The organism is Candidatus Berkiella aquae (assembly GCF_001431295.2).
GTDB lineage: Bacteria > Pseudomonadota > Gammaproteobacteria > Berkiellales > Berkiellaceae > Berkiella > Berkiella aquae.
Genome location: NZ_LKAJ02000001.1, coordinates 574729 through 595213, shown reverse-complemented (window position 1 = coordinate 595213; position 20485 = coordinate 574729). Strand labels below are relative to the sequence as shown.

General features: G+C 40.8%; 20 protein-coding genes. 9 read left to right on the top strand and 11 right to left on the bottom strand.

Annotation, left to right across the window (positions count from 1 at the left end; translation table 11 throughout):
* Positions 1–138 precede the first annotated feature (138 nt).
* The 3 genes from HT99x_RS02885 to HT99x_RS02875 all read right to left on the bottom strand — a co-directional run bounded on the left by HT99x_RS02885 (position 139) and on the right by HT99x_RS02875 (position 3597).
* Entirely contained in the window at positions 139–1152 is a 1014-nt protein-coding gene (locus tag HT99x_RS02885; RefSeq protein ID WP_075065765.1) for a hypothetical protein, read from the bottom strand.
* Positions 1153–1395: 243 nt separating this feature from the next.
* Positions 1396–1980: a hypothetical protein gene (locus HT99x_RS02880; protein ID WP_075065766.1), complete on the bottom strand. Its 585-nt coding sequence runs from the start codon at positions 1978–1980 to the stop codon at positions 1396–1398.
* A gap of 156 nt (positions 1981–2136) precedes the next feature.
* The gene (locus HT99x_RS02875; protein WP_075065767.1) at positions 2137–3597 is read right to left on the bottom strand and encodes a mannose-1-phosphate guanylyltransferase/mannose-6-phosphate isomerase; all 1461 of its coding nucleotides are present in this window, start codon (positions 3595–3597) and stop codon (positions 2137–2139) included.
* 183 nt (positions 3598–3780) lie between these two features.
* On the opposite strand from HT99x_RS02875, the gene HT99x_RS02870 reads away from it, so the two are divergent.
* The 3 genes from HT99x_RS02870 (at position 3781) to HT99x_RS02860 (ending at position 7840) form a co-directional block, all read left to right on the top strand.
* Complete coding sequence (locus tag HT99x_RS02870; protein ID WP_075065768.1) at positions 3781–5097, top strand: MFS transporter; 1317 nt, start codon at positions 3781–3783, stop codon at positions 5095–5097.
* 62 nt (positions 5098–5159) lie between these two features.
* Positions 5160–6449, top strand: a complete 1290-nt coding sequence (nosR, locus tag HT99x_RS02865; RefSeq protein WP_075065769.1) for a response regulator c-di-GMP phosphodiesterase, NosR family — start codon at positions 5160–5162, stop codon at positions 6447–6449.
* 11 nt (positions 6450–6460) lie between these two features.
* Positions 6461–7840: an ATP-binding protein gene (locus HT99x_RS02860; RefSeq protein ID WP_075065770.1), complete on the top strand. Its 1380-nt coding sequence runs from the start codon at positions 6461–6463 to the stop codon at positions 7838–7840.
* On the opposite strand, the gene HT99x_RS02855 is transcribed toward HT99x_RS02860, so the two are convergent.
* Positions 7824–8228 carry a hotdog domain-containing protein gene (locus HT99x_RS02855; RefSeq protein WP_075065771.1) on the bottom strand — a complete coding sequence of 135 codons (405 nt, stop codon included), beginning with the start codon at positions 8226–8228 and terminating at the stop codon, positions 7824–7826. The genes HT99x_RS02860 and HT99x_RS02855 overlap by 17 nt on opposite strands.
* A gap of 180 nt (positions 8229–8408) precedes the next feature.
* On the opposite strand from HT99x_RS02855, the gene HT99x_RS02850 reads away from it, so the two are divergent.
* Entirely contained in the window at positions 8409–10043 is a 1635-nt protein-coding gene (locus HT99x_RS02850) for a peptidoglycan D,D-transpeptidase FtsI family protein (RefSeq protein WP_075065836.1), read from the top strand.
* Between the two features lie 188 nt (positions 10044–10231).
* Positions 10232–11731: a Fic family protein gene (locus HT99x_RS02845; RefSeq protein ID WP_075065772.1), complete on the top strand. Its 1500-nt coding sequence runs from the start codon at positions 10232–10234 to the stop codon at positions 11729–11731.
* Positions 11732–11992: 261 nt separating this feature from the next.
* Here HT99x_RS02845 and upp read toward each other — a convergent pair whose 3' ends face one another.
* From upp to pomA, 6 genes are all read right to left on the bottom strand, one after another.
* On the bottom strand, positions 11993–12649 hold the full coding sequence (upp, locus tag HT99x_RS02840) for a uracil phosphoribosyltransferase (RefSeq protein ID WP_075065773.1): 657 nt from the start codon (positions 12647–12649) through the stop codon (positions 11993–11995).
* 102 nt (positions 12650–12751) lie between these two features.
* On the bottom strand, positions 12752–12958 hold the full coding sequence (locus tag HT99x_RS02835; RefSeq protein ID WP_075065774.1) for a hypothetical protein: 207 nt from the start codon (positions 12956–12958) through the stop codon (positions 12752–12754).
* Between the two features lie 9 nt (positions 12959–12967).
* Complete coding sequence (locus HT99x_RS02830; RefSeq protein WP_075065775.1) at positions 12968–13696, bottom strand: DUF445 family protein; 729 nt, start codon at positions 13694–13696, stop codon at positions 12968–12970.
* 125 nt (positions 13697–13821) lie between these two features.
* Complete coding sequence (locus tag HT99x_RS02825) at positions 13822–14421, bottom strand: PilZ domain-containing protein (RefSeq protein WP_075065776.1); 600 nt, start codon at positions 14419–14421, stop codon at positions 13822–13824.
* A 15-nt stretch (positions 14422–14436) separates the two neighbouring features.
* The gene (locus HT99x_RS02820) at positions 14437–15456 is read right to left on the bottom strand and encodes a MotB family protein (RefSeq protein ID WP_075065777.1); all 1020 of its coding nucleotides are present in this window, start codon (positions 15454–15456) and stop codon (positions 14437–14439) included.
* Positions 15456–16214: a flagellar motor protein PomA gene (gene pomA / locus HT99x_RS02815; RefSeq protein WP_075065778.1), complete on the bottom strand. Its 759-nt coding sequence runs from the start codon at positions 16212–16214 to the stop codon at positions 15456–15458. Before pomA ends, HT99x_RS02820 begins: the two co-directional genes overlap by 1 nt.
* Positions 16215–16368: 154 nt before the next feature.
* Here pomA and HT99x_RS02810 point away from each other — a divergent pair, with 154 nt between their 5' ends.
* The 4 genes from HT99x_RS02810 to folE2 are packed head-to-tail and all read left to right on the top strand — an operon-like array spanning position 16369 to position 20222.
* Positions 16369–16590, top strand: a complete 222-nt coding sequence (locus HT99x_RS02810; protein ID WP_075065837.1) for an exodeoxyribonuclease VII small subunit — start codon at positions 16369–16371, stop codon at positions 16588–16590.
* Positions 16577–17452 carry a polyprenyl synthetase family protein gene (locus HT99x_RS02805; RefSeq protein WP_075065779.1) on the top strand — a complete coding sequence of 292 codons (876 nt, stop codon included), beginning with the start codon at positions 16577–16579 and terminating at the stop codon, positions 17450–17452. Before HT99x_RS02810 ends, HT99x_RS02805 begins: the two co-directional genes overlap by 14 nt.
* Positions 17453–19336 (top strand): 1-deoxy-D-xylulose-5-phosphate synthase, encoded by a 1884-nt coding sequence (gene dxs / locus HT99x_RS02800; RefSeq protein ID WP_075065780.1) that lies wholly within the window; start codon positions 17453–17455, stop codon positions 19334–19336.
* Positions 19337–19370: 34 nt separating this feature from the next.
* Positions 19371–20222, top strand: a complete 852-nt coding sequence (gene folE2, locus HT99x_RS02795; RefSeq protein WP_075065781.1) for a GTP cyclohydrolase FolE2 — start codon at positions 19371–19373, stop codon at positions 20220–20222.
* Positions 20223–20264: 42 nt separating this feature from the next.
* Here the strand turns inward: folE2 and HT99x_RS02790 are convergent, their stop codons facing one another.
* Complete coding sequence (locus HT99x_RS02790; RefSeq protein ID WP_158003364.1) at positions 20265–20483, bottom strand: hypothetical protein; 219 nt, start codon at positions 20481–20483, stop codon at positions 20265–20267.
* Positions 20484–20485 lie beyond the last annotated feature (2 nt).

The window sequence follows — 20485 nt, the reverse complement described above, 5'->3', positions numbered from 1 at the left end:
GAAAACATGAAACGGCGTAGCCGTGAATGTTGAAATGGGGGGAAATAATCATAATCAATTAAAACCGCGGTAGCGGTGTCACAAAAAACAAGCAAAAAAAAGCAGGCATTGCGCCTGCTTTTTTAACGATTAACAATATTACATTGTTAAGGAAGTTTTGTTTTCTGCTTTTGCTGCAGCATCAATGATGCGGCTTAACATTAAAGCAAGTTGGTGATCCGTTGTTGCTGCAAAAGCATCCTTTGCAACCAACTTAGGTGCATGCTTCTCTAATGCTGTAAGCGCTGCTTTATTCATTTTAGCAAGTTCAGCTTTCGCTTCTTCACCAGTACGAATTTTCGCTAATACCGCTCTTCCAGCTTCGGAAACTAAAATCGTATCAGCTAATTCAACGGTAGGTTGAACAGGTGTTGAAGAAGCCGCATTTGAAGTACCAACAATAGAAGAGAGTACAGGAACGATTACACCCTTCTCTACTAAATCTTCACCGTGCTCAAGATCACTTGGCTTAACTGCAGTTTCTAAAGCGTGAGCAAAACCTGCTAACTTCATCTTTGCCATCATGGCTAATGAACCTTTGCTTAATGCTTCAAGTGCTAATAAAGCTCGGATATCTTCTGCTTTCAATGCGTTAACCAGTGCAACCTTTGCTTTATCGCCTTTAATTGCTTCAATCAATTCTAACGCTTCTGGTGAATCTTTCAATTCAGCATAAATTTCAGGCTTGATTAAAGATTGTGCTGTTGCACGCGCATTGCGTAATTTGTTGATTGCGAAAATGCCTAAGCCAGCAGATAATAATGTACCTAAACCACCCATCGCGTAACCAAAGTAAGAAGAAGCTTCAGAAGCATCTGCTAACGTAGGAGCATCAGCTAATGTGCAAACATCTTTCGCGTTATTAAATAAACCTTCGCTTATGTGACACATGTTTTCAGGATTGAAAAAAGCTTTTGCAACTTCTGGCAAAACTTCTTTCGCAACAGATTCTGTTGTACCTAATGCGCTACCACTGGTCGCAACTTCTTTGAGTTCTTCGCCAACGGTTTCTGCAACTTCTTTTACCGTTTCGGAATTTAAAGCATTATGAATGTGGCCTGCAATATCCCATAATGCAGTTACAACTTCTTTCTCTGGACCTGACTGTGCCATGATATTTTCCTCTCTTAAGTAATAATGAATAGATAAGTTAACTGTTAACATTTCTCTAAAAATGTAGAGCCTATTATATTTTTTTTGTTAGTCAGTTCAATAAAAAACAGCTGATTTAGGATGGAATGAAAGGTTTAGCCGCTCGGTGGTTGCGTGTAGCAACCCAGGGTTTTAGCATGAAAAAAGTCCAAAAAAAAACGGCAAAAATAGTCTTTTTGCCGTTTTTTCAAAGTAGCTAATACGTTAGGAAATTTTAGCTCGTTGGGGCATAGTAACTTGTAAATGCGCTAAATCCAATTGCCTTAATACTGCATTATAACGCTCGCGCTCTGCTGATAAGGTCGGAACCTTGCCATCAATAGGCAACTTTAATAATCGAAGAACACCTTCATTTAATTCTGCTTGCGTAACTGCTTTACCCACAATGCGTTGTTGGCCAGGAAATGCTTGTTCAAATACCCAATTACGTATTTGCGTTGCATTCATTTGTTTTTCTGCTGCTTTTTGCGCCAAATAAGTGGAAACAATGGTTTGTAATGGCATATTTTCAGCCGTTTTCATATCCGCAATTTCTTGCGCCAGATCTAAATCGGTATTGGTGTCCGCAATCGCTTCTCTTAAAGATTGACGACCACGTGTTTGCATACGAGGAACAACAACGGGTTGTGCATGGCGATTTCTTGAGAAATATAAACCACCAACCGTTGCCAATAACGTGCCTCCTAAGGTTAACCCTAATGCGATAGCCGGATTCGATCCCGCCCATTCACAAGCGCTATTGAGTGCTTCTGAACCAAGTTGATCACAAATGTCTGTAAAGGATAGCATGTGTAAATACCTCGAAATTAGTTAGTTGAATAATTTGTTTCGAGCCAATTTACCAAAGTCTTTCGAAGAAGCAATTAAAATAAAATGGTAGTGGATAGAAGGCTAAAAAAAGGGGCTAAACGAGATGCCCCCTTTTACTCAAAGGGGGCATTATGCTTAAAACTCAACTTCAGTTGTTGCCTTGTGTTCATTGTTTTTCTCAGGTGAACGTCCGTATTGATCGTCTAAACGTACAATATCATCTTCCCCTAAATAGGCCCCTGATTGCACTTCAATGATCTCTAACGGAATTTTACCGACATTTTCCAAACGATGATTCACACCAATCGGAATATAGGTTGATTGATTTTCTGATAACAGAAAAACTTCTTCTCCCCTTGTGACTCTTGCCGTACCTTTCACCACTACCCAGTGTTCTGAACGATGATGATGACGTTGTAACGACAATTTTTGTGAAACCGCAACGGTAATGCGTTTTACTTGAAAACGTTCCCCATCATCAATTGATTCAAATGCACCCCAAGGCCGATTCACGCAGCGATGAAAAATCACTTCTTTGCGCGCGTTATCGCGCATTTGATTAACAATGGGTTTAATTTCTTGTGCTTTGCTTTTATCTAAAATCAAAACGGCATCCGGCGTTTCAACGACCACTAAGTTATCGACGCCCACCGTCACGACTAAACGATGATTCGCTTGAATCAAAGAATTTTGGGTATGACTTGTGATCACATCGCCTTGTATAGCATTGCCTTGTTGATCTTTGGCTATAAGTTCTGCTAATGCATCCCAAGCGCCCACATCATTCCAAGCACTCTGCAAAGGGATCATCGCGCCATTAATGGTTTTTTCCATTACCGCATAATCGATGGAGTCTGCTGGGCTCTTATCAAACTCATTAGAAGAAGGACGAATAAAATCTTCTGAAAAACGCGCATCACAGTAAGCAGCTTTTGCAGCATCGAATATAGCAGGATGATGCAACATCAACTCTTGCACAAAAGCGCCTGCAGAAAAAAGAAACATACCGCTATTCCACCAATATTGCTGACTCTCAATATAGGTTTTGGCCGTAGACAAATTAGGTTTCTCAACAAACTGTCCAATTTTGAAACCGGTACTGCCAGCGAGGGCTTCACCCTTTTGAATATAACCGTAACCCGTTTCTGGATGAGTTGGTTCAATACCAAATGTTACTAGCTTTCCTCTTTGCGCAACTTTAACGCCTTCACTAACGGTTGCTAAAAAGCCTTTGATATCTGAAATGACATGATCGGATGGTAAGACCAGCAACAATACATCTTCATCGCACTCATTCAATGCATGCATCGCGGCAAGCGCAACGGCAGGTGCCGTGCCTTTAAACATCGGCTCAAGCAGAATCGCGCAATCAGGCCGTTTTGACTGCCTTACTTGTTCAGCAATGAGAAAACGATGCTGCTCGCTACCCATGACAATAGGTGTGCCACACCCTGGAATTTCGGCAACCCTTGCCAGCGTGTTTTGAAATAAACTTTGGCCATCAAACAATGAAATAAATTGTTTCGGATGGCTTTCTCGAGATAACGGCCACAAGCGTGTGCCTGAGCCCCCTGCGAGAATCACTGGGATCAACATGCTCCCTCCCTTTCTTGGCGCACCACAAAAACTTTCATCCTAACGTTAGGTGCTCCCCTTCGCAACTGTGCTTTGTAGCCGCACACCAATACTAGATGGCAAGCTAACTTTTAATTAGTTACTTTTAACGCATTACCCCCTCACGTATACTCCGTTGGAGTGTAAAAGGAACTTGGGAAAGGCATGGTAACTCAACATCAATTTCAGCTATTTGGCCTGCGCCGATTCTTTCCCTATTTCTGCACCCAATACCTTGGCGCATTAAACGACAATATTTTCAAAGCCTCTTTGCTCGTATTAATCAGCATGACTTTTGCGCATGAGTACCCTGACAAGGCTAATGTCTTAAATAATATTGCAGCCGCAGCATTTATTTTTCCTTTCTTTTTATTTGCAGCAACCGCAGGGCAACTTGCCGATAAATATCCCAAATTTCGCTTAATTCAAATCATTAAATTAGCGGAAGTCATTATTGCAGTACTCATCGGTATCGGATTTTATTTAGATCATTTTAACTTTTTATTGTTAGTACTCTTCTTGCTAGGAACCCAAGCCGCATTTTTCTCTCCTGTAAAATACAGTATCTTGCCGCAGTATTTAGCCAACGAAGAATTAACCGGCGGCAATGGCTTAGTACAAATGGGTACTTTCGTTGCTATTCTGATGGGAACCATCCTGGGTGGGTTGCTTATCAGTCTCCCGGGATGGGGAAAATGGGCAATCAGTGGCACAGTCTTATTCTGTGCCCTAGCAGGACTTGTGTTTAGTTTATTGATCCCGCCGCCTTCGAATTCTACACAAAATGTCGATTTAAAAATCAATTGGGAACCCTTTTCTCAAACTTATCGCACACTCGCCAGCGCCATTAAAAACCCTTTATTGTTTGCTGCAATGATTGGTATCTCTTGGTTTTGGTTGCTTGGCAGTGTTTTACTCACCCAAATTCCGAATTTCACCAAACTATTTTTGGGTGGCGGCCCTGTGGTCATGACCGCCTTGTTAACCCTCACCTCCCTTGGGATTGGTGTTGGATCGTTACTCTGTGAAAAATTGTCGCGTCATCGAGAAGAAATTGGATTAGTCCCTTTTGGTGCGATTGGTTTAACTTTATTTACCGTTGATCTGGGATTCACGCCAATTATTCATGGTGATTTCTTGCATCATTGGCAACATTGGAGGGTCTTAATCGATTTATTTTTAGTCGGGCTCTTCGGTGGTTTTTATATTGTACCGCTGTATGTCATGCTACAAACCAGAAGCCCTGTCGAAATACGCTCGCAAGTGATTGCAGCAAATAACATTTTAAACTCTCTCTTTATGACGCTAGCCAGTGGCATTGCCATCGTTTTACTCAAAGTAGGCTTGACCATCCCACAACTCTTTTTAGTCACGGGTATCGCGAATGCCTTATTAGTTACAGGTCTTTGTCGTGCGCACCCTGAATTTATCACTCGATTTAAATGGTGGCTCTTTAGCGCTCGTCAACCCAAAAAAAGCTAAACTACTCTACATAAGCGTATGACTATAAACATGATTGAATAATCAGTGATAAGGCCAGCCTTATGTTACAGCATGCATCACAATCCGCACGTGGTAATATTTTATTTGTTGACGATGAAGAAAATATTACCAGGACATTAGAAAGACAGTTCAAACCTTTGGGCTATAACGTGTTTGTCGCGAATAATGGTGTAGCCGCACTGCATATTCTGGTCAATGACCAAATTGATGTGGTGGTTAGCGATATGCGTATGCCAGAAATGAATGGGGCTAATCTGTTAAAAGAAGTCGCCCTTAAATGGCCGGATGTAGGGCGCATTCTACTCACGGGATTTGCTGAGGTTGATGCGGCTATTGCGGCGATTAATGAAGGGAAAATCGATTGCTATTTGGAAAAACCCTGGAATGAAAATTATCTTGAATCGGTCATTAAAAACGCAGTTGAGAATAAACATCTAAAAGATAAGACCAAGCTGTTACAAAAAGAAGTCTATCGGCAAAATCAAGAGCTTCTTACGCTCAATCATTCGCTTGAAAGTACCGTAACCGCAAGAACCAACGAGCTTAATAAAACCTTAGAATCGTTACATAGAAATCAATTAGCCACCCTCAACGTCTGCTCTAATCTCATTGAAAACCAACTTCCTCATTACCGAGGCCATGCGAAAAAAGTGGCCGATCTGGCAAGACAAATTGCATTAAAGCACAAGCTTTCTCAAACTGAGGCGAGTCTTATTTATTATGCAGGCTGCCTTTATGCGCTAGGTAAAATTGCGATACCCAAACAAATTTTAAATACGCCCTATCGTATTCTGCGGGGAGAAGAAAGAAATGTGTTTCATCAATATCCTGTGATTGGTGCAACCGCTTTATTAAGCAATGAACATAATGATTTTGAATGGGTTGCTGAAATTGTTTTAGCGCATAGGGAAGCCTTCAACGGCAAAGGATACCCCCATAAGCGCGCCGGGGAAGATATTCCCATTGGGGCGAGAATTTTATATGTTGCCATTGATTATGAGCAGCTACAATCGGGGATGTTATTACCCGACAAATTAACTAATTTTCAAGCAATAGAACTCATTAAAGCTTCAAAAGGCATTCTCTACGATCCCAAAGTGGTAGACACCTTTTGTGAGATTATTGCAATGCTGCCTGCAGAATCGATTAAAACAACGCGAGAAAAAATGTTGCCACCTGAATCCTTAAAAGCAGGCATGAAGCTCTCGCGCGCACTACTTTCAAGCACTGGCATGTTACTGCTTCCTGAGGGAACGGTATTAGATGACAGAGCCATTCACAACTTGGTTAATTTGAAAAATATTGTTGCTTATATTCAAATCGAAGATTAAGGACATGGTCGATGTTAACGCATCATGAATCACCTGGCCCAAATCCTAACCACCCCATTGAGCTGATTGACAATAGTAAACAGCTAAAAGGCTACGAATTATTAATTGCACTCATCGATTATGCACAAAGACGGCATATCGATCTTTCTGACATTTTAAGATTTTATCTTAAAAAAGTCTGCAAATTTTCCAAATGGCCTATTGGGGTTATTTATTTTTTGCCAGAGAAAGATCCCAACGTTTTAGTCACCTCCGATATTCATTTTATAAAACACGAAAAAAAATTCACCCCCACCATTAAATATCTTTTCAAAAAAGGGGAAGATTTAGCCTGGCAAACCATCCACCAAGACAGGCCGCTTTCCGACTCCTTAGTCATTGAAAACAAAGGTTCTATTATTTCTTCTATCACTTGGTCTTATGCTTTACCCTTACATTATCATGACAAAGTGATTGGTGTTGCACAATTCTTCTCCAAACGAAATCATCAAGATAAAACCGAACAGCTTGACTTTGTTGCACATGCTACGCGTCATATTAATATGATTATCGAAAAGGACACTTCCGAGAAAAATATTAAATATAATAATATCAAACTCGAAGCCATGCTAAAAAAAATGAAAGAAACGCAGCTACAATTAATCCAGCATTCCAAAATTATTTCTATAGGGCAATTAGCTGCTGGCATGGCCCATGAGATTAATAACCCCATTAGTTATGTGCAAAATAATTTATCCTCATTGAAAAAATATGTCACGGTCTTGTCAGAAGGGGTTGAAAATTATCAGAAACAATATGGCCAATTAGAGAATCAGCAAAATATTGAATTTATTCTCTCTGATATTGACAATCTCTTTCAAGAATCTTTCGAAGGTATTCAACAAGTGATTAATATTGTGTCTGGATTGAAATCTTTTTCACGCACAACCGATACTGAATTTAGTTCTTGTGATATCAATCATTGTCTTGAAAATAGTCTGCAAATGGCACGCAATGAATTGAAATATAAATGCCAAGTCGAAAAAGAGTTATCGGTATTACCACCTGTCATGGGCAATCTTAATCAATTAACGCAAGTTTTTGTTAATTTATTGGTCAACGCAAGCCAAGCAATTGCGACTAAAGGAATCATCCAGATCAAAACGGCGTTAGAAGGTAATAAAGTGGTAATAGTGATTGCTGATAACGGTTGTGGTATTGCGCCCAAATATTTATCGAAAATATTTGATCCCTTCTTTACCACTAAACCCATTGGAATTGGTACAGGGCTTGGGCTTTCCATCTCATATGGGATTATTAAAGATCATGGTGGTAGCATTCATCTTGTTACGCAAGAGAATATTGGCACCACCTTTACGATTAAACTGCCTATTGCTAGGTCTTCCATTTGATGGGGGTTGGCTTGCCTTGTTTATCGATAGCAACGTAAGTAAATAATCCTTCGGTCACTTTTAATTTAAAATGATCTTCCATCCGCTCTACCCACACTTGCACATTAATACCGACCGAAGTGTTACCGCGTTTAACAATACTGGCATAGCAAGAAACCACATCGCCCACATAAACGGGGCGGATAAAAACCATTTTATCAATCGCAACGGTTGTCATGCGTGAATGTGAACATTGATGGGCAAGAATGGCCCCACCCAGATCCATTTGTGAAACTAGCCACCCACCAAACATATCTCCATAGCGATTGGTATCACGTGGCATAGCGATGGTCATGATCACCAATTCCCCAATAGGGATATCGTCTGATTGGGTTGTTGCAACGGTCATTATTCTCTTCCTTCGCATCTTGAACTGCAGTTGGTATATACTGCATTAAACTGGTTTGTTTAATTGCTAGTATAGTCAATACTATTTCATCCTATAAATACAATGATAAAATCTGCCCCTTACAAAGAAAGTTTTCTAAATACAAAAACAAGCAAGCTTAATCCCGCTACCTGGCGCCTAATGCTCATTTGTTCTCTCTTTGGACTTTTAACGGCAGGGGTAGCTACCCGTTTAGTTCACTTACAAGTTACCAATACCGATTTTTTGCAAGCACAAGGTGATGCCAGAACCTTACGCATTGTGGATATCCCTTCTTACCGAGGGATGATTACCGATCGCAGAGGCACCCCTATCGCTATTAGCACGCCTGTGCATGCTATTTATGTTAACCCTTCGCAATTTAGCGCTAAACCAACTGAATTGAAAAAATTGGCTAAATTACTTGGCTATACTTCGGCTGATCTCAAGAAAAAAATTGAACAACATCCTCATCGGGTTTTTATCTATCTCAAACGTGGCCTCACCCCGGATATCGCCAAACAAATTAAAGCCTTAAATATTACAGGTCTTGGAATCAAACGTGAATTTCGGCGCTATTATCCGGCAGCATGGCAAACAGCCCAACTCACCGGCTTCACCGATATAGACGATCAAGGACAAGCAGGACTTGAATTAACTTTCGAGCAAGCATTAAAACCCACGATTGGTAAAAAACGTGTCTTAGAAGATAGAACCGGCCGCTGGGTTAAAGATCTTGATTATTTTCAACCAGCGCGTTCTGGAGATGAAATTGCATTGAGTATTGATCTACGGATCCAAGGATTTGCTTATCGTGAACTTGAGCAAGCCATTCAGAAATATCAAGCAAAATCCGCAACCTTGGTGATGATCGATATCTCAACAGGTGAAATTCTCGCGATGGTTAGCGCACCGTCTTTCAACCCGAATAATCGCCAAGAATGTCACGGCGCACACACGCGTAATCGCGCCCTGACTGATCTCTATGAACCGGGTTCTACCATTAAAACATTTACCATCACCAGCGCCTTGGCGAGTCGAGAATTCACTCCTGAATCAATTATTGATACCTCTCCTGGCACATACCGAATTGGCAAACATTTGGTGAGAGATATTCATCCGAATGGAGTGCTAACACTAAAAGAAGTATTGAGTAAATCCAGTAACGTCGGGATCAGTAAAATCACGCTTGCGCTACCTCCTGAAACGTTATTAGAAACTTTCCGTCAACTTGGCTTAGGCGACAGTATTAATACGCCGTTTCCAGGAGAGCGAAAAGGCATGCTGCCACCCCCACCTAAAAATCCTTTTATGCATGCCACCCTGGCTTTTGGTTATGGCCTCTCTGTTACCCCATTGCAGTTAGCGCATGCTTATGCCACGTTAGCCTCAGGCGGTATCAAAATCCCCGTATCTTTAACCAAATTACCGCCTAATACAGTGTTTAAAAAAGAGCGAGTGATCCCAGAAGATGTAGCCCTTTCTACCTTGCAAGTATTAACCGAAGTAATCAGTCGCAAAGGTACAGGCTCAAGAGCGGATATTCCAGGTTACAAAACCGCAGGAAAAACAGGGACGGTGCGTGTTGTAGGCCCCCATGGTTATGATCCCAATCGCCATATTGCACTTTTTGCTGGCATTACGCCGGTTGATCAACCACGCCTTGCTACCGTGATCGTGGTCGAAGAGCCTAATGAAAAGAACTACTATGGTGGTTTAGTGGCAGCGCCTATTTATCGCAATGTGGTGGGTAAAGCGTTATATCTGTTAAATGTGCCGCCGGATAATACGGCGTGAGATGACTTAAATCTGTGTAATTGCACAGGTTTCTCTTTATATTATTCCAAAATTCGCTTTTAATATTTTTTAGTATTCTAATATTCTCATTTTATGCTAAATGATATCCCAATATTCGCATTTATCGCTTGTTAGTATTCCAATATTCGCATATCATTTCATTATAGTATTCCAATATTCACATCAAAATGGCACAGCTATACTTTGCATTCGATAGTAATGAGGCTAAGCGCCTCTCTCGTTTATATACACAATCTAAGCTACGACGTATTTATCGAGCTATTTATACGGATGATTTAAATACCCCTATCGAAAATATTGTTAAATCAAATTGGATGCAACTTGTACAACACATTGTCCCTAAAGGCATTTTAAGTTTTAGAACAGCAATTGATTTAAAGCCTATTCCTTACAAAGAAAATCAAAATATTGCATTCATTACAAGTTCATATGTCAAAACTATTTCATTACCAGGACTTATTATTAAAGTATCAAAGGGAGATAATACTTCTTATATAGAACAAATATTACCCAACTTAGCTAGGAGTAGTGTTGTTCGTTCATTACTTGAAAATTTATCATCAACTAGAAGTGATTATAGTAACGTTAAAACGATCGGCGAAGAAGGCGTTGAGAATTTTTTAGCTAAAGAACTGCGAATACGAAAAGAAACAGCTTTAAATCAAATACGCAAAGAGGCATTTATAATAGCAAACCACTTAGGATTTCAAATAGAGTATAAAAAACTTAATCAAATAATAAGTGCTTTGTTATCGACACACCCAGAAGCAGACTTTTTAAAAACACCTTATGCTAAAGCAGTCGCAAAAAAAGAACCTTATGATGCAAGAAGATTGAAACTATTTGAAAATTTATATCTTTATATAAAAAAATGTACATTTAGAGAAAGAGCATACCAATTTAATCTTTCTTCATTAAGAAATCTTTCTTTTTTTGAATCATATTTTTCAAATTATATTGAAGGTACTAAATTTATTATTGATGAAGCAGAAGATATTGTATTTTCTGGAACCACTATAAATCATCGACATGCTGATAGCCATGATGTGCTAGCAAATTATCAATTAACAAATGATCCGTCGGAGATGATTCTAACACCTAAAAATACTAATGAGTTTTTAGCCTTATTAAAAGAAAGGCATGCTTACTTGATGAGAGGACGTCCAGAAAAAAACCCTGGGGAGTTCAAAACGGGGGCTAATAAGGCAGGAAACACATTATTTGTTGAGCCTGAAGATGTGATAGGCACATTGTGTCACGCATTTGAGTTTTATCAATTATTAGAGGAAGGATTACCCAAAGCATTATTTATGCAATTTATTATCAGCGAAGTACATCCTTTTGTTGATGGTAATGGTAGGCTTTGTAGAATAATGATGAACGCAGAATTATTTAAAGCAGGCCTTTTTAAAATTATTATTCCTACTGTACATCGAGATAATTACTTGAATGGCTTGAGACAAGCCAGTCGAGATCAGTATTTCTATACTTATTGTAAAGTGATAGACCAGGCGCAAGCATATACTGAAAGTATTAATTGGATGGAATATGACACCGCCAGAAATAAAATCGAGTCTGATCATGCAGAGAAATCACCGGAGGAAGGATTACCTATTTTTAATAGGGCATTAAGAAATCTTGAATTATCAGATTTACCAAAGGCGTAGATATTGCAGCTACTCTTTGCGTTATCTCTGTTAAATGTGCCACTGGATAATACGGCGTGAATTAAGATAAAAATCCCCCGCCCGCTTTTCAAGCGAGCTGCCCCCTTTTATTCAAAGGGGGCCAATTAATTAAGCGCACTGGATCTTAAATTCGATTTCAAAACAAATCTATTAGTTGGTACTCGATTCAATTGAGCCATCGCCCCCTTTGAATAAAAGGGGGCAGCTCGCACATTGCGAGCGGGGGATTTTAAATAAAAACTACAAAGTCCCGAACATGCGGTCGCCCGCATCTCCCAACCCCGGTCGAATATAACCATGCTCATCTAAGCAGCGATCAACACTTGCCGCATAGATATTTACTTCAGGGTGCGCTTTATAGAACGCTTCTAATCCTTCTGGTGCAGCAAGCACGCACAGGAAAGTAATACTTTTAACACCATGTTCTTTGAGTGTGTTAATAGCACGAATAGCAGAGCCACCCGTTGCCAACATTGGATCACAAACATAAAAAGGCCGCAGATGACTATCTTCAGGAACTTTGAAGTAATAGCCCTCAGGTTGCAATGTCGTTTCATTTCTGAATAAACCGATATGCCCCACTTTCGCTGCTGGCATTAACGATAATAAAGCATCAACCATACCGACACCTGCGCGTAAGATGGGCAGAATAACGGGTGATGGTCCTGCTAAAAAGGGAGATAAACAAGTTTCCATGGGGGTATGAATTTCCATGGTCTGCGTTACCAAATTTTGTGTCGCTTCGTAGCCTAACAACAAGGTTATTTCATGAACCAATTCACGAAATAATTTATGATCGGTTTGCTTTTGTCTTAACAGGGTTAACTTGCCTGCAATTAAAGGATGATTTATTTCATAGAAATTTTTAAATTTTTCATGGTGTTTTATCACCGTCATCGCAACTTTCTCCAAATTCGGTCAATGATTACTTAGCCCCTCATTGAATTATCAAGAAGGGAGAACGTCCATTTTTTGAGACAAGAAGGGCGCTCACTGCGGTTAATGATAAATCGACCTATCTTCTAGTAGCATGGTCGCTGCAATACTAGCTTTGTAAATAATGAAAGGATCAGCATGATTTAATCCAGCATTAATATCTTTAATGTGGGGATTTTCATAACCGATAATTTGCCAATACTCTGCTAAATTTTCGATTGATTCTCGCAAAAAAATGAGATATTCATTAAATGATTTATTTTTATTCATGCATACATCTTATAAAAAATGAGCGATAAAACCTATCAATCCACCGAATACACCACCCCACACGACTAACCATCCTAGATGTTCGCGGATCATTTTTTGAATAATATTTTTTACCATTTTAGGGGTTAGTGCATCTAAACGATGCTCTACTATCCCTTCAATTCGTTTTAAAAATTCTTCATCTTGTTGTTGAAATTTATTTAGTATTTGTTGCTGCAGCTTTTCATCTTCTAGCGTTTCTCGAATGACTGCTTGCAATTTACCTTGTACGGGTGCGCGCAATGATTCAATGGCGCTTTGCCCACCCACCATCGCTAACAATTTTCCCATCTGCGATTCTAACAGCCCTTGGGTGAGTGCATCGTACATTTTGTCGTAATCAAGTTCATCAGCAAGTGCGCCCCATTTTTGCGAATGATTACCCAAAGAAACTACGGCATTGACATTTTCCTGAGTAAAAAATTCTTGCATGATGAGATTGCGAATTCCTGCTTTAAAAGATTCAAACTGCTCTGGAATCACACCCGAACCATACAGAAAGGGCACTTTCTCAAATAGCATGTAGATAGCTAACCAATTTGTTAGCGCACCAGATAAGGCATAACAGCCTATGCTACTAAGTGCTGCTTGGTAAGGCGTATTAACAAAGCAATAGCTCAAACCAACGACGGCGGCTGCAATTGCATTCGTAGCAAAACTAACATTAAAAAAGCCACGAACTTCATTGCCTGAATTCATTATGCTAACCATAAAAAGGAAGTACTTTCAAAAAGTTAGGGAAGTGTATCAAACGAGGTTTTGAATGTACACACTGAATAGGATAGAAGGTCTTAGCACACGGCCAAGTCGACAATCAACCAAATTTAGTCATTTTGTCGGGATTTTCGTCTAGCTCGCAAAAATGCCACTTCTTTACGCATAATATGCTGTACCAGACGTTCTATATCTTCATCACGAATCGTCGTAAAATCCACATTCATGCGATAAATCTGCGCGTTTTCGTCTGTTTGACTTTCTATGGGTAAACAATCAACCACAACGGCAAAACACAAAATATAAATTCTTTCGGGTATTAGCACCATTTCAAGCTGAATATCTTGATCCTTGTTTACCGCTTCATTGGTTTCAAATGATATGCCACTGGCGCTTAAGCTCACGGGTTGTGCTTCCTCATCCAGTAAAGTGCTGACCGAATTATTCAAGGGAATACATCTTGCAAATAGGTTAATTTTTCGATTAAGCAGATCGATTGCCTGAGCCATTTCAGGTTGCTTTGCTAACGAATGGATAACATCAATTAAATCTGCTTCCATTGACAAAAAGAGCCCTGCTGTATCCGGATAATCGATTTCACCGCGTTGAATGCGCGCAAGACCCTGCTCTTTTTCTTGTAAAGTAATTTTACGCCATGTCAGAATGACCTCATCTTCGATACGAAAATATCGGCGTCTTTCATCTTTCATAAGCATTCCTTGCACTTACTCTACATTAACTGGTTTATCCTGAGCATTTTTTGTCGATGGATTCACATAAATTTCACGTACTTGTTTTTTCACTTTGTCTGCATCTACGGGGAAGTTTGCCGGTTCATAACTTGGATTATCCCCTTGAATTAAAGTGATTTCGACACGGCGATTTCGTAAACGATTCTCTTTGGTATCATTAGGGTAAAGAGGCCTTGCATCACCATAGCCTAAAATCACAATCCGGTTTTTATTCACATCTCTATCTTCAGTTAAATAACGAGCCACCGCAATCGCTCTGCCTGCAGAAAGATCCCAATTTGAACGATATTGTCTATTAGAGACGGGCGTATCATCGGTATGACCTGCAATATCAATTTCACCAGGTACTAAATCTAAAAAAGTTGAAATTTTATTTAAAATAGGAATAAAGGATGGCTGAATCGTATCATCACCATCGGCAAAAGATCCTTGTTCTAATACCCTTATCACAATGCGCTGGTCTTTTGCTTCAATTTCAATTAAACCTTGCATGATTTCTTTGGCTAAGGTTTTGGCCAAGGTTTCCGTAATTTCAATGCGTTTTTGTTCTTTAGATTTTTGTATTGCAGCCATTTCCTGGCTTGAGATCCCTTTTTCCCTGCCTCCTTGGCTGACATCACGCCCCTCAGCACCTTGCATGGGAATACGTTTTTCATCAAAATCTAAAGTTAATTTATTTTCATCCGTGGTTTTTTGTCTGACTTCATTTAGCACCGTTGGGGAAGGTTTACCCGGACTAAACTCTTTGGCAACGATACTAGTTCCTTTCGGAATTTCGTAGGAAACAATTTCTCTTTGTACCCCAAAGGCTCTCTCTAATGATCCACCGACCTCTTTAAATTTGGCACTATCTTGTTCAGAAAACGATAACATTAATACGAAAAAACTCATTAACAATGACATCATATCAGCGAAGGTTACAACCCAGCCTTCTGCTTTAGCCGCATGGCCTCCAGGCGGGCTATCATCGTCATCCTGAGCTGCATGAGACATTATTTTTCTTCTCCGCGTCCTTTACTCGGTAAATAGTTTTTCAATGCTTCTTCAATGACGCGGGGATTTTGCCCTGCTTGAATACCAAGCAAAGCATCAATGACCAAGGCTTTTGCCGTACGCTCTTCGGTTGAACGTAGTTCTAATTTATCGGCGATGGGTATCGCTATCATGTTAGCTAAAACAGCGCCATAAAAGGTTGCTAACAACGCAATCGCCATTGCAGGACCAATCGATTTAGGATCGCTCATGTTGGACATCATGAGTACTAACCCCATCAAGGTTCCTATCATCCCCATGGCTGGGCCTGCTTCTGCGATAGCACGAAATACCTTTTGACCCCATAAATGGCGTTCAACGGTAAGATTCATTTCTTTAGAGAGGATTTTGCGCACTACATCAGGCTCATGACCATCAATCAACAGCTGAACCCCTTTTTTCAGAAAGGGATTTTGTATCTCCATTCCTTCTAATGATAACAAGCCACCTTTACGAGCAGCTTCTGCGATTTTTACTGCCTCATTAATAATGTCTTCGGGACTAAATTTTTTAAAAACAAACGCATGAATGGCGGTTTTAAAGGCACCTAGAAACCGTTTTACCCCAAATTTCATTAAGGTAACAACGGTACTGCCTCCAATCACAATAACAATTGGATGGGCATTTAAGAAAAGCCCGATACTACCCCCATCCGCAGCAATTGCCCAATAGATAATGTAACCACCACCCAAAAGGCCCAGTATTGTCCCTATATCCATCGTTACTTCCTGTTAGAACATTCAGTTTCCAAAGATTTTACGGCTCTTCACTATTGTATATTCTAGTTTGCTTAATCATAAAATTCCTGTTTGACCATTGACCCAAACCTTGGTCTACGATAAGTTCTTGGTTTTGATTGAAAAAATAAATCTAGTGGCTAACAAAAAATCAAACCCAACGCCTGTTCCCGACTTTGAAGGGTCAATCCAAAAGCTAGAATCCATTGTGAATAAAATGGAAACAGGAGAGCTCAGCTTAGAAGATGCGTTAACGCACTTTGAGCAAGGCATCGCCTTAGCCAAACAATGCCAACAGGCACTAAAAGAAGCCGAACAACGTGTTCAACAGCTCATGAGCGAAAATGAACCCGATTAATAAGCAAACATGCCAAGCACGCCTAGAAACCTTACTGGCTCGCTACTTACCCCCTGATGATGGTTCTACTTTAATAAAAGCCATGCATTACGCCTGTTTGAATGGTGGTAAGCGCCTGCGACCTTATTTGGCCTACCAAAGCGCTGCTTTGTTTAATACACCGCTAGAAATCATTGATCCCATCGCGGTGGCGATTGAATTTATTCATTGTTATTCATTGATCCATGACGATTTACCCGCCATGGATAATGATGAACTGCGGCGCGGCAAGCCTACTTGCCATAAAGCGTTTGATGAGGCGACCGCCATTTTGGCGGGTGATGCCCTACTCACTCTCGCATTTGAAGTGCTGGCACAAGCGCCCATTAGAGAAAATTATTTAAATAACTTAAAAATTATTCATAACCTTGCCCAAGCTGCAGGCCCTACCGGAATGGTAAAAGGACAAGCACTCGATCTGGCTGCGCAAGGGAAACAACTTTCTTATGAGCAATTATGTCAAATGCATCGCGCAAAGACTGGGGCTCTGATTGCAGCCAGTGTACAATGTGGCGCAATCGCCGGTGATGCTAGCAAAACTGATTTAGAAGAATTACATAAATTTGGTCTAGCAATCGGCCTCGCCTTTCAAATCAAAGATGACATTTTAGATGCATTAGGAAAAAGTGAGACAATGGGTAAAACGCCAGGGCAAGATGTGAAAAATCAAAAATGTACCTTTGTGACACTTCTTGGGCTTCATCATGCTGAACAATCTCTAGCAGAGTGTTATACACAAAGCCTGGCTCACCTAGCCTCTTTTGGTCAAAAAGCAGAAGCTTTACGCAGTTTATCTGCCTACATTGTTGGGCGGGAAATTTGAGTGCGCATCCCTGATTTTATACAATCACCGACAGATCTCCGCAAACTGTCGCTAGAGGAACTTCCAAGCGTTGCCAATCAACTGCGACAATTTCTCTTAGAATCGCTAAATGAAACCGGTGGTCATCTTGCTGCAGGCCTTGGGACAATTGAGCTCACCATTGCATTACATTACGTTTTTAATACTCCCCAAGATAAATTAATCTGGGATGTGGGGCATCAAGCCTATCCACATAAAATTCTGACTCAAAGAGCGCCGTTATTTCATTCTATTCGACAAAAGGATGGCTTGGCTCCTTTTCCGCGCCGCGAAGAAAGCCCTTATGATGGCTTTGGGGTGGGTCATTCAAGCACCTCTATCAGTGCGGCACTGGGTATGACCATTGCTAAACAAATATCCGGCGAATCAGGCAGAGCTATTGCGGTTATCGGCGATGGCGCGATGACAGCAGGCATGGCATTTGAAGCCTTAAATCATGCAGGCGATATTAAAGCCGATCTGTTAGTTGTCCTAAATGATAATGATATGTCTATTTCAGGGAACGTCGGCGCGTTATCTAATTATTTTGCCCGCATTCTCTCGAGCAAACTTTATACCACCGTGCGTAAGGGCAGCAAAAAAGTCCTGAGTCGCATGCCCCCTGTTTGGGAATTTGCACGTAAAACTGAAGAGCATCTTAAAGGCATGATCATGCCTGGCACGTTATTTGAAGAACTGGGCTTTAATTATATTGGCCCTGTTGATGGTCATGACTTAGCCAGCATGGTGAAAACCCTACAAAATGTTCAAGCATTAAAAGGGCCACAATTGCTGCACGTGATTACGCAAAAAGGCAAAGGCTATCCGCCTGCCGAAGCCGATCCTATTAAATATCATGGTGTCACCAAAGGCTTTTATTCGCCTAAAGTAGAGACTAAAAAACCAAGCACACCAAATCCCACTTATTCTGAAGTATTAGGCAATTGGTTGTGCGAAATGGCAGCGATTGAACCTCGTTTAGTGGCTATCACGCCTGCCATGTGCGAAGGTTCAGGATTAGTGGATTTTGCTAAACGTTTTCCAACACGATATTTCGATGTCGGTATTGCCGAACAACATAGCGTCACTCTCGCAGCAGGACTTGCTTGCGATAACATGAAACCAGTTGTTGCTATTTACTCAACGTTTTTACAACGGGCTTACGATCAACTGATTCACGACGTTGCGATTCAAAATCTTCCGGTATTATTCGCCATTGATAGGGCGGGCCTGGTTAATGATGGTCCAACCCATTCTGGCAATTTTGATTTAAGCTACCTGCGTTGTATCCCTAATATGCTGGTCATGGCCCCCAAAGATGCCAATGAATGTCGCCATATGCTTTATACCGGCTTACAAGCAGGCGTGCCTGCTGCCGTGCGCTATCCTCGCGGCTGTGGCCCGCAAACAACCCTTGATGACAAATGCCAGGCTTTACCCATTGGTAAGGCAGAGCTTATTCAAGAAGGCCACCAAATTGCCTTACTCAGTTTTGGTTCGATGTTCACCACGGCGAAAAAAGTGGCTGATCAATTGGGAGCAACGCTCGTCAATATGCGGTTTGTGAAACCCCTTGATGAAGACATGATCATCGCCATTGCTAAAAAACATGCTTTGATTGTCACCTTGGAAGAAAATGTCGTGATAGGCGGTGCCGGTGAAGGGGTCAGCGCTTGCTTACAAAAGCACGATTGCCATCATCCTGTGCTTCATTTTGGCTTACCCGATCATTTTGTAGAGCATGGTACCCAAGAAGAAATGCTTGCCAGTGTTGGCCTTGATGAACAGAGCATCCTGGCCGCTATCCAGAAAAAAGTCAGCAGTCACTCTTGTAATGAGACCCTTTCTCCATTAGAGTCGCAGTGACCTTCCATTTACGTAAAATAGGCTGTTAAAAACAATGCAAATTCACGATCTCATCGCCGATATTCAAAATAGCCCAGATTCACGCAACCTGGCTGTTGACCGCGTGGGGATCCGTGATCTTTGCCATCCGATTGTATTTACAGATAATCATGAAGGGAAAACGATTTCACAGCACTCCATCGCTCACTTTGATATGCTGGTCAATTTACCTAAAAATGTGAAAGGGACGCATATGTCTCGTTTTGTTGAAATTCTCAACGAAAAAGAATGCCTCTTAAGCATTGCGAATATGCCATCGCAGTTAACCGAAATGGTAACACGCCTAAATGCTGATGATGGCTATTTACAGGTCAAATTTCCTTATTTTGTCACCAAATATGCGCCAATTTCTAAAGCGGCAAGCCTCATGAACTATAATGTTTCTTTACAAGGGATTTTAGAAAAAGGAAAAATGGATGTTTTCGCAACCGTCGTTGTACCGGTCACGAGCCTTTGTCCTTGTTCAAAGGAAATTTCCGATTATGGTGCTCATAATCAACGCTCTCATGTTACCGTAACGGTTAGAGCAACGCCTGAATTATCGCTGCGAGAAATTATCCAATTAGTTGAAAGTAAAGCATCCTGTGAATTATTTGGTATCTTAAAGCGCGCTGATGAAAAAGCAGTAACCGAGCGTGCTTATGATAATCCTCGTTTTGTTGAAGATACCGTGCGCGATATCGCCGCATCTCTTGAAAAAATCAGCACGATAAAAGGTTATAAAATTAGCTCTGAAAACTTTGAATCGATTCACAATCACTCCGCTTATGCTGAAATTGATCGTTTAAACATGACCGCACCTGTCAGCCAAGAATCAAGCGAAGCCATACTTTGCTGTGACGCTTAAATTGTAGTCAAGCTAGCATGATGATGTTAGCTTGACTATTTATCAGGCCACCTTTTTGTTTTTTACAGCAACAAGCGCAGGCATTTCTTCTTCAACTTTACTTTGCTGTTGACGTAGCTTTTCAAATTGCGTTGTAACGGTATGCTGATAAAGCTCTTTATGATCTCCAAATTCCTTTGAAGCCTGTTCTAACTTTTTTACATCCAGCACTTGTGGCTTTTTAGAAAGCATTGTGGCGACCTGCTGTGCTCTTTTAGTCACGA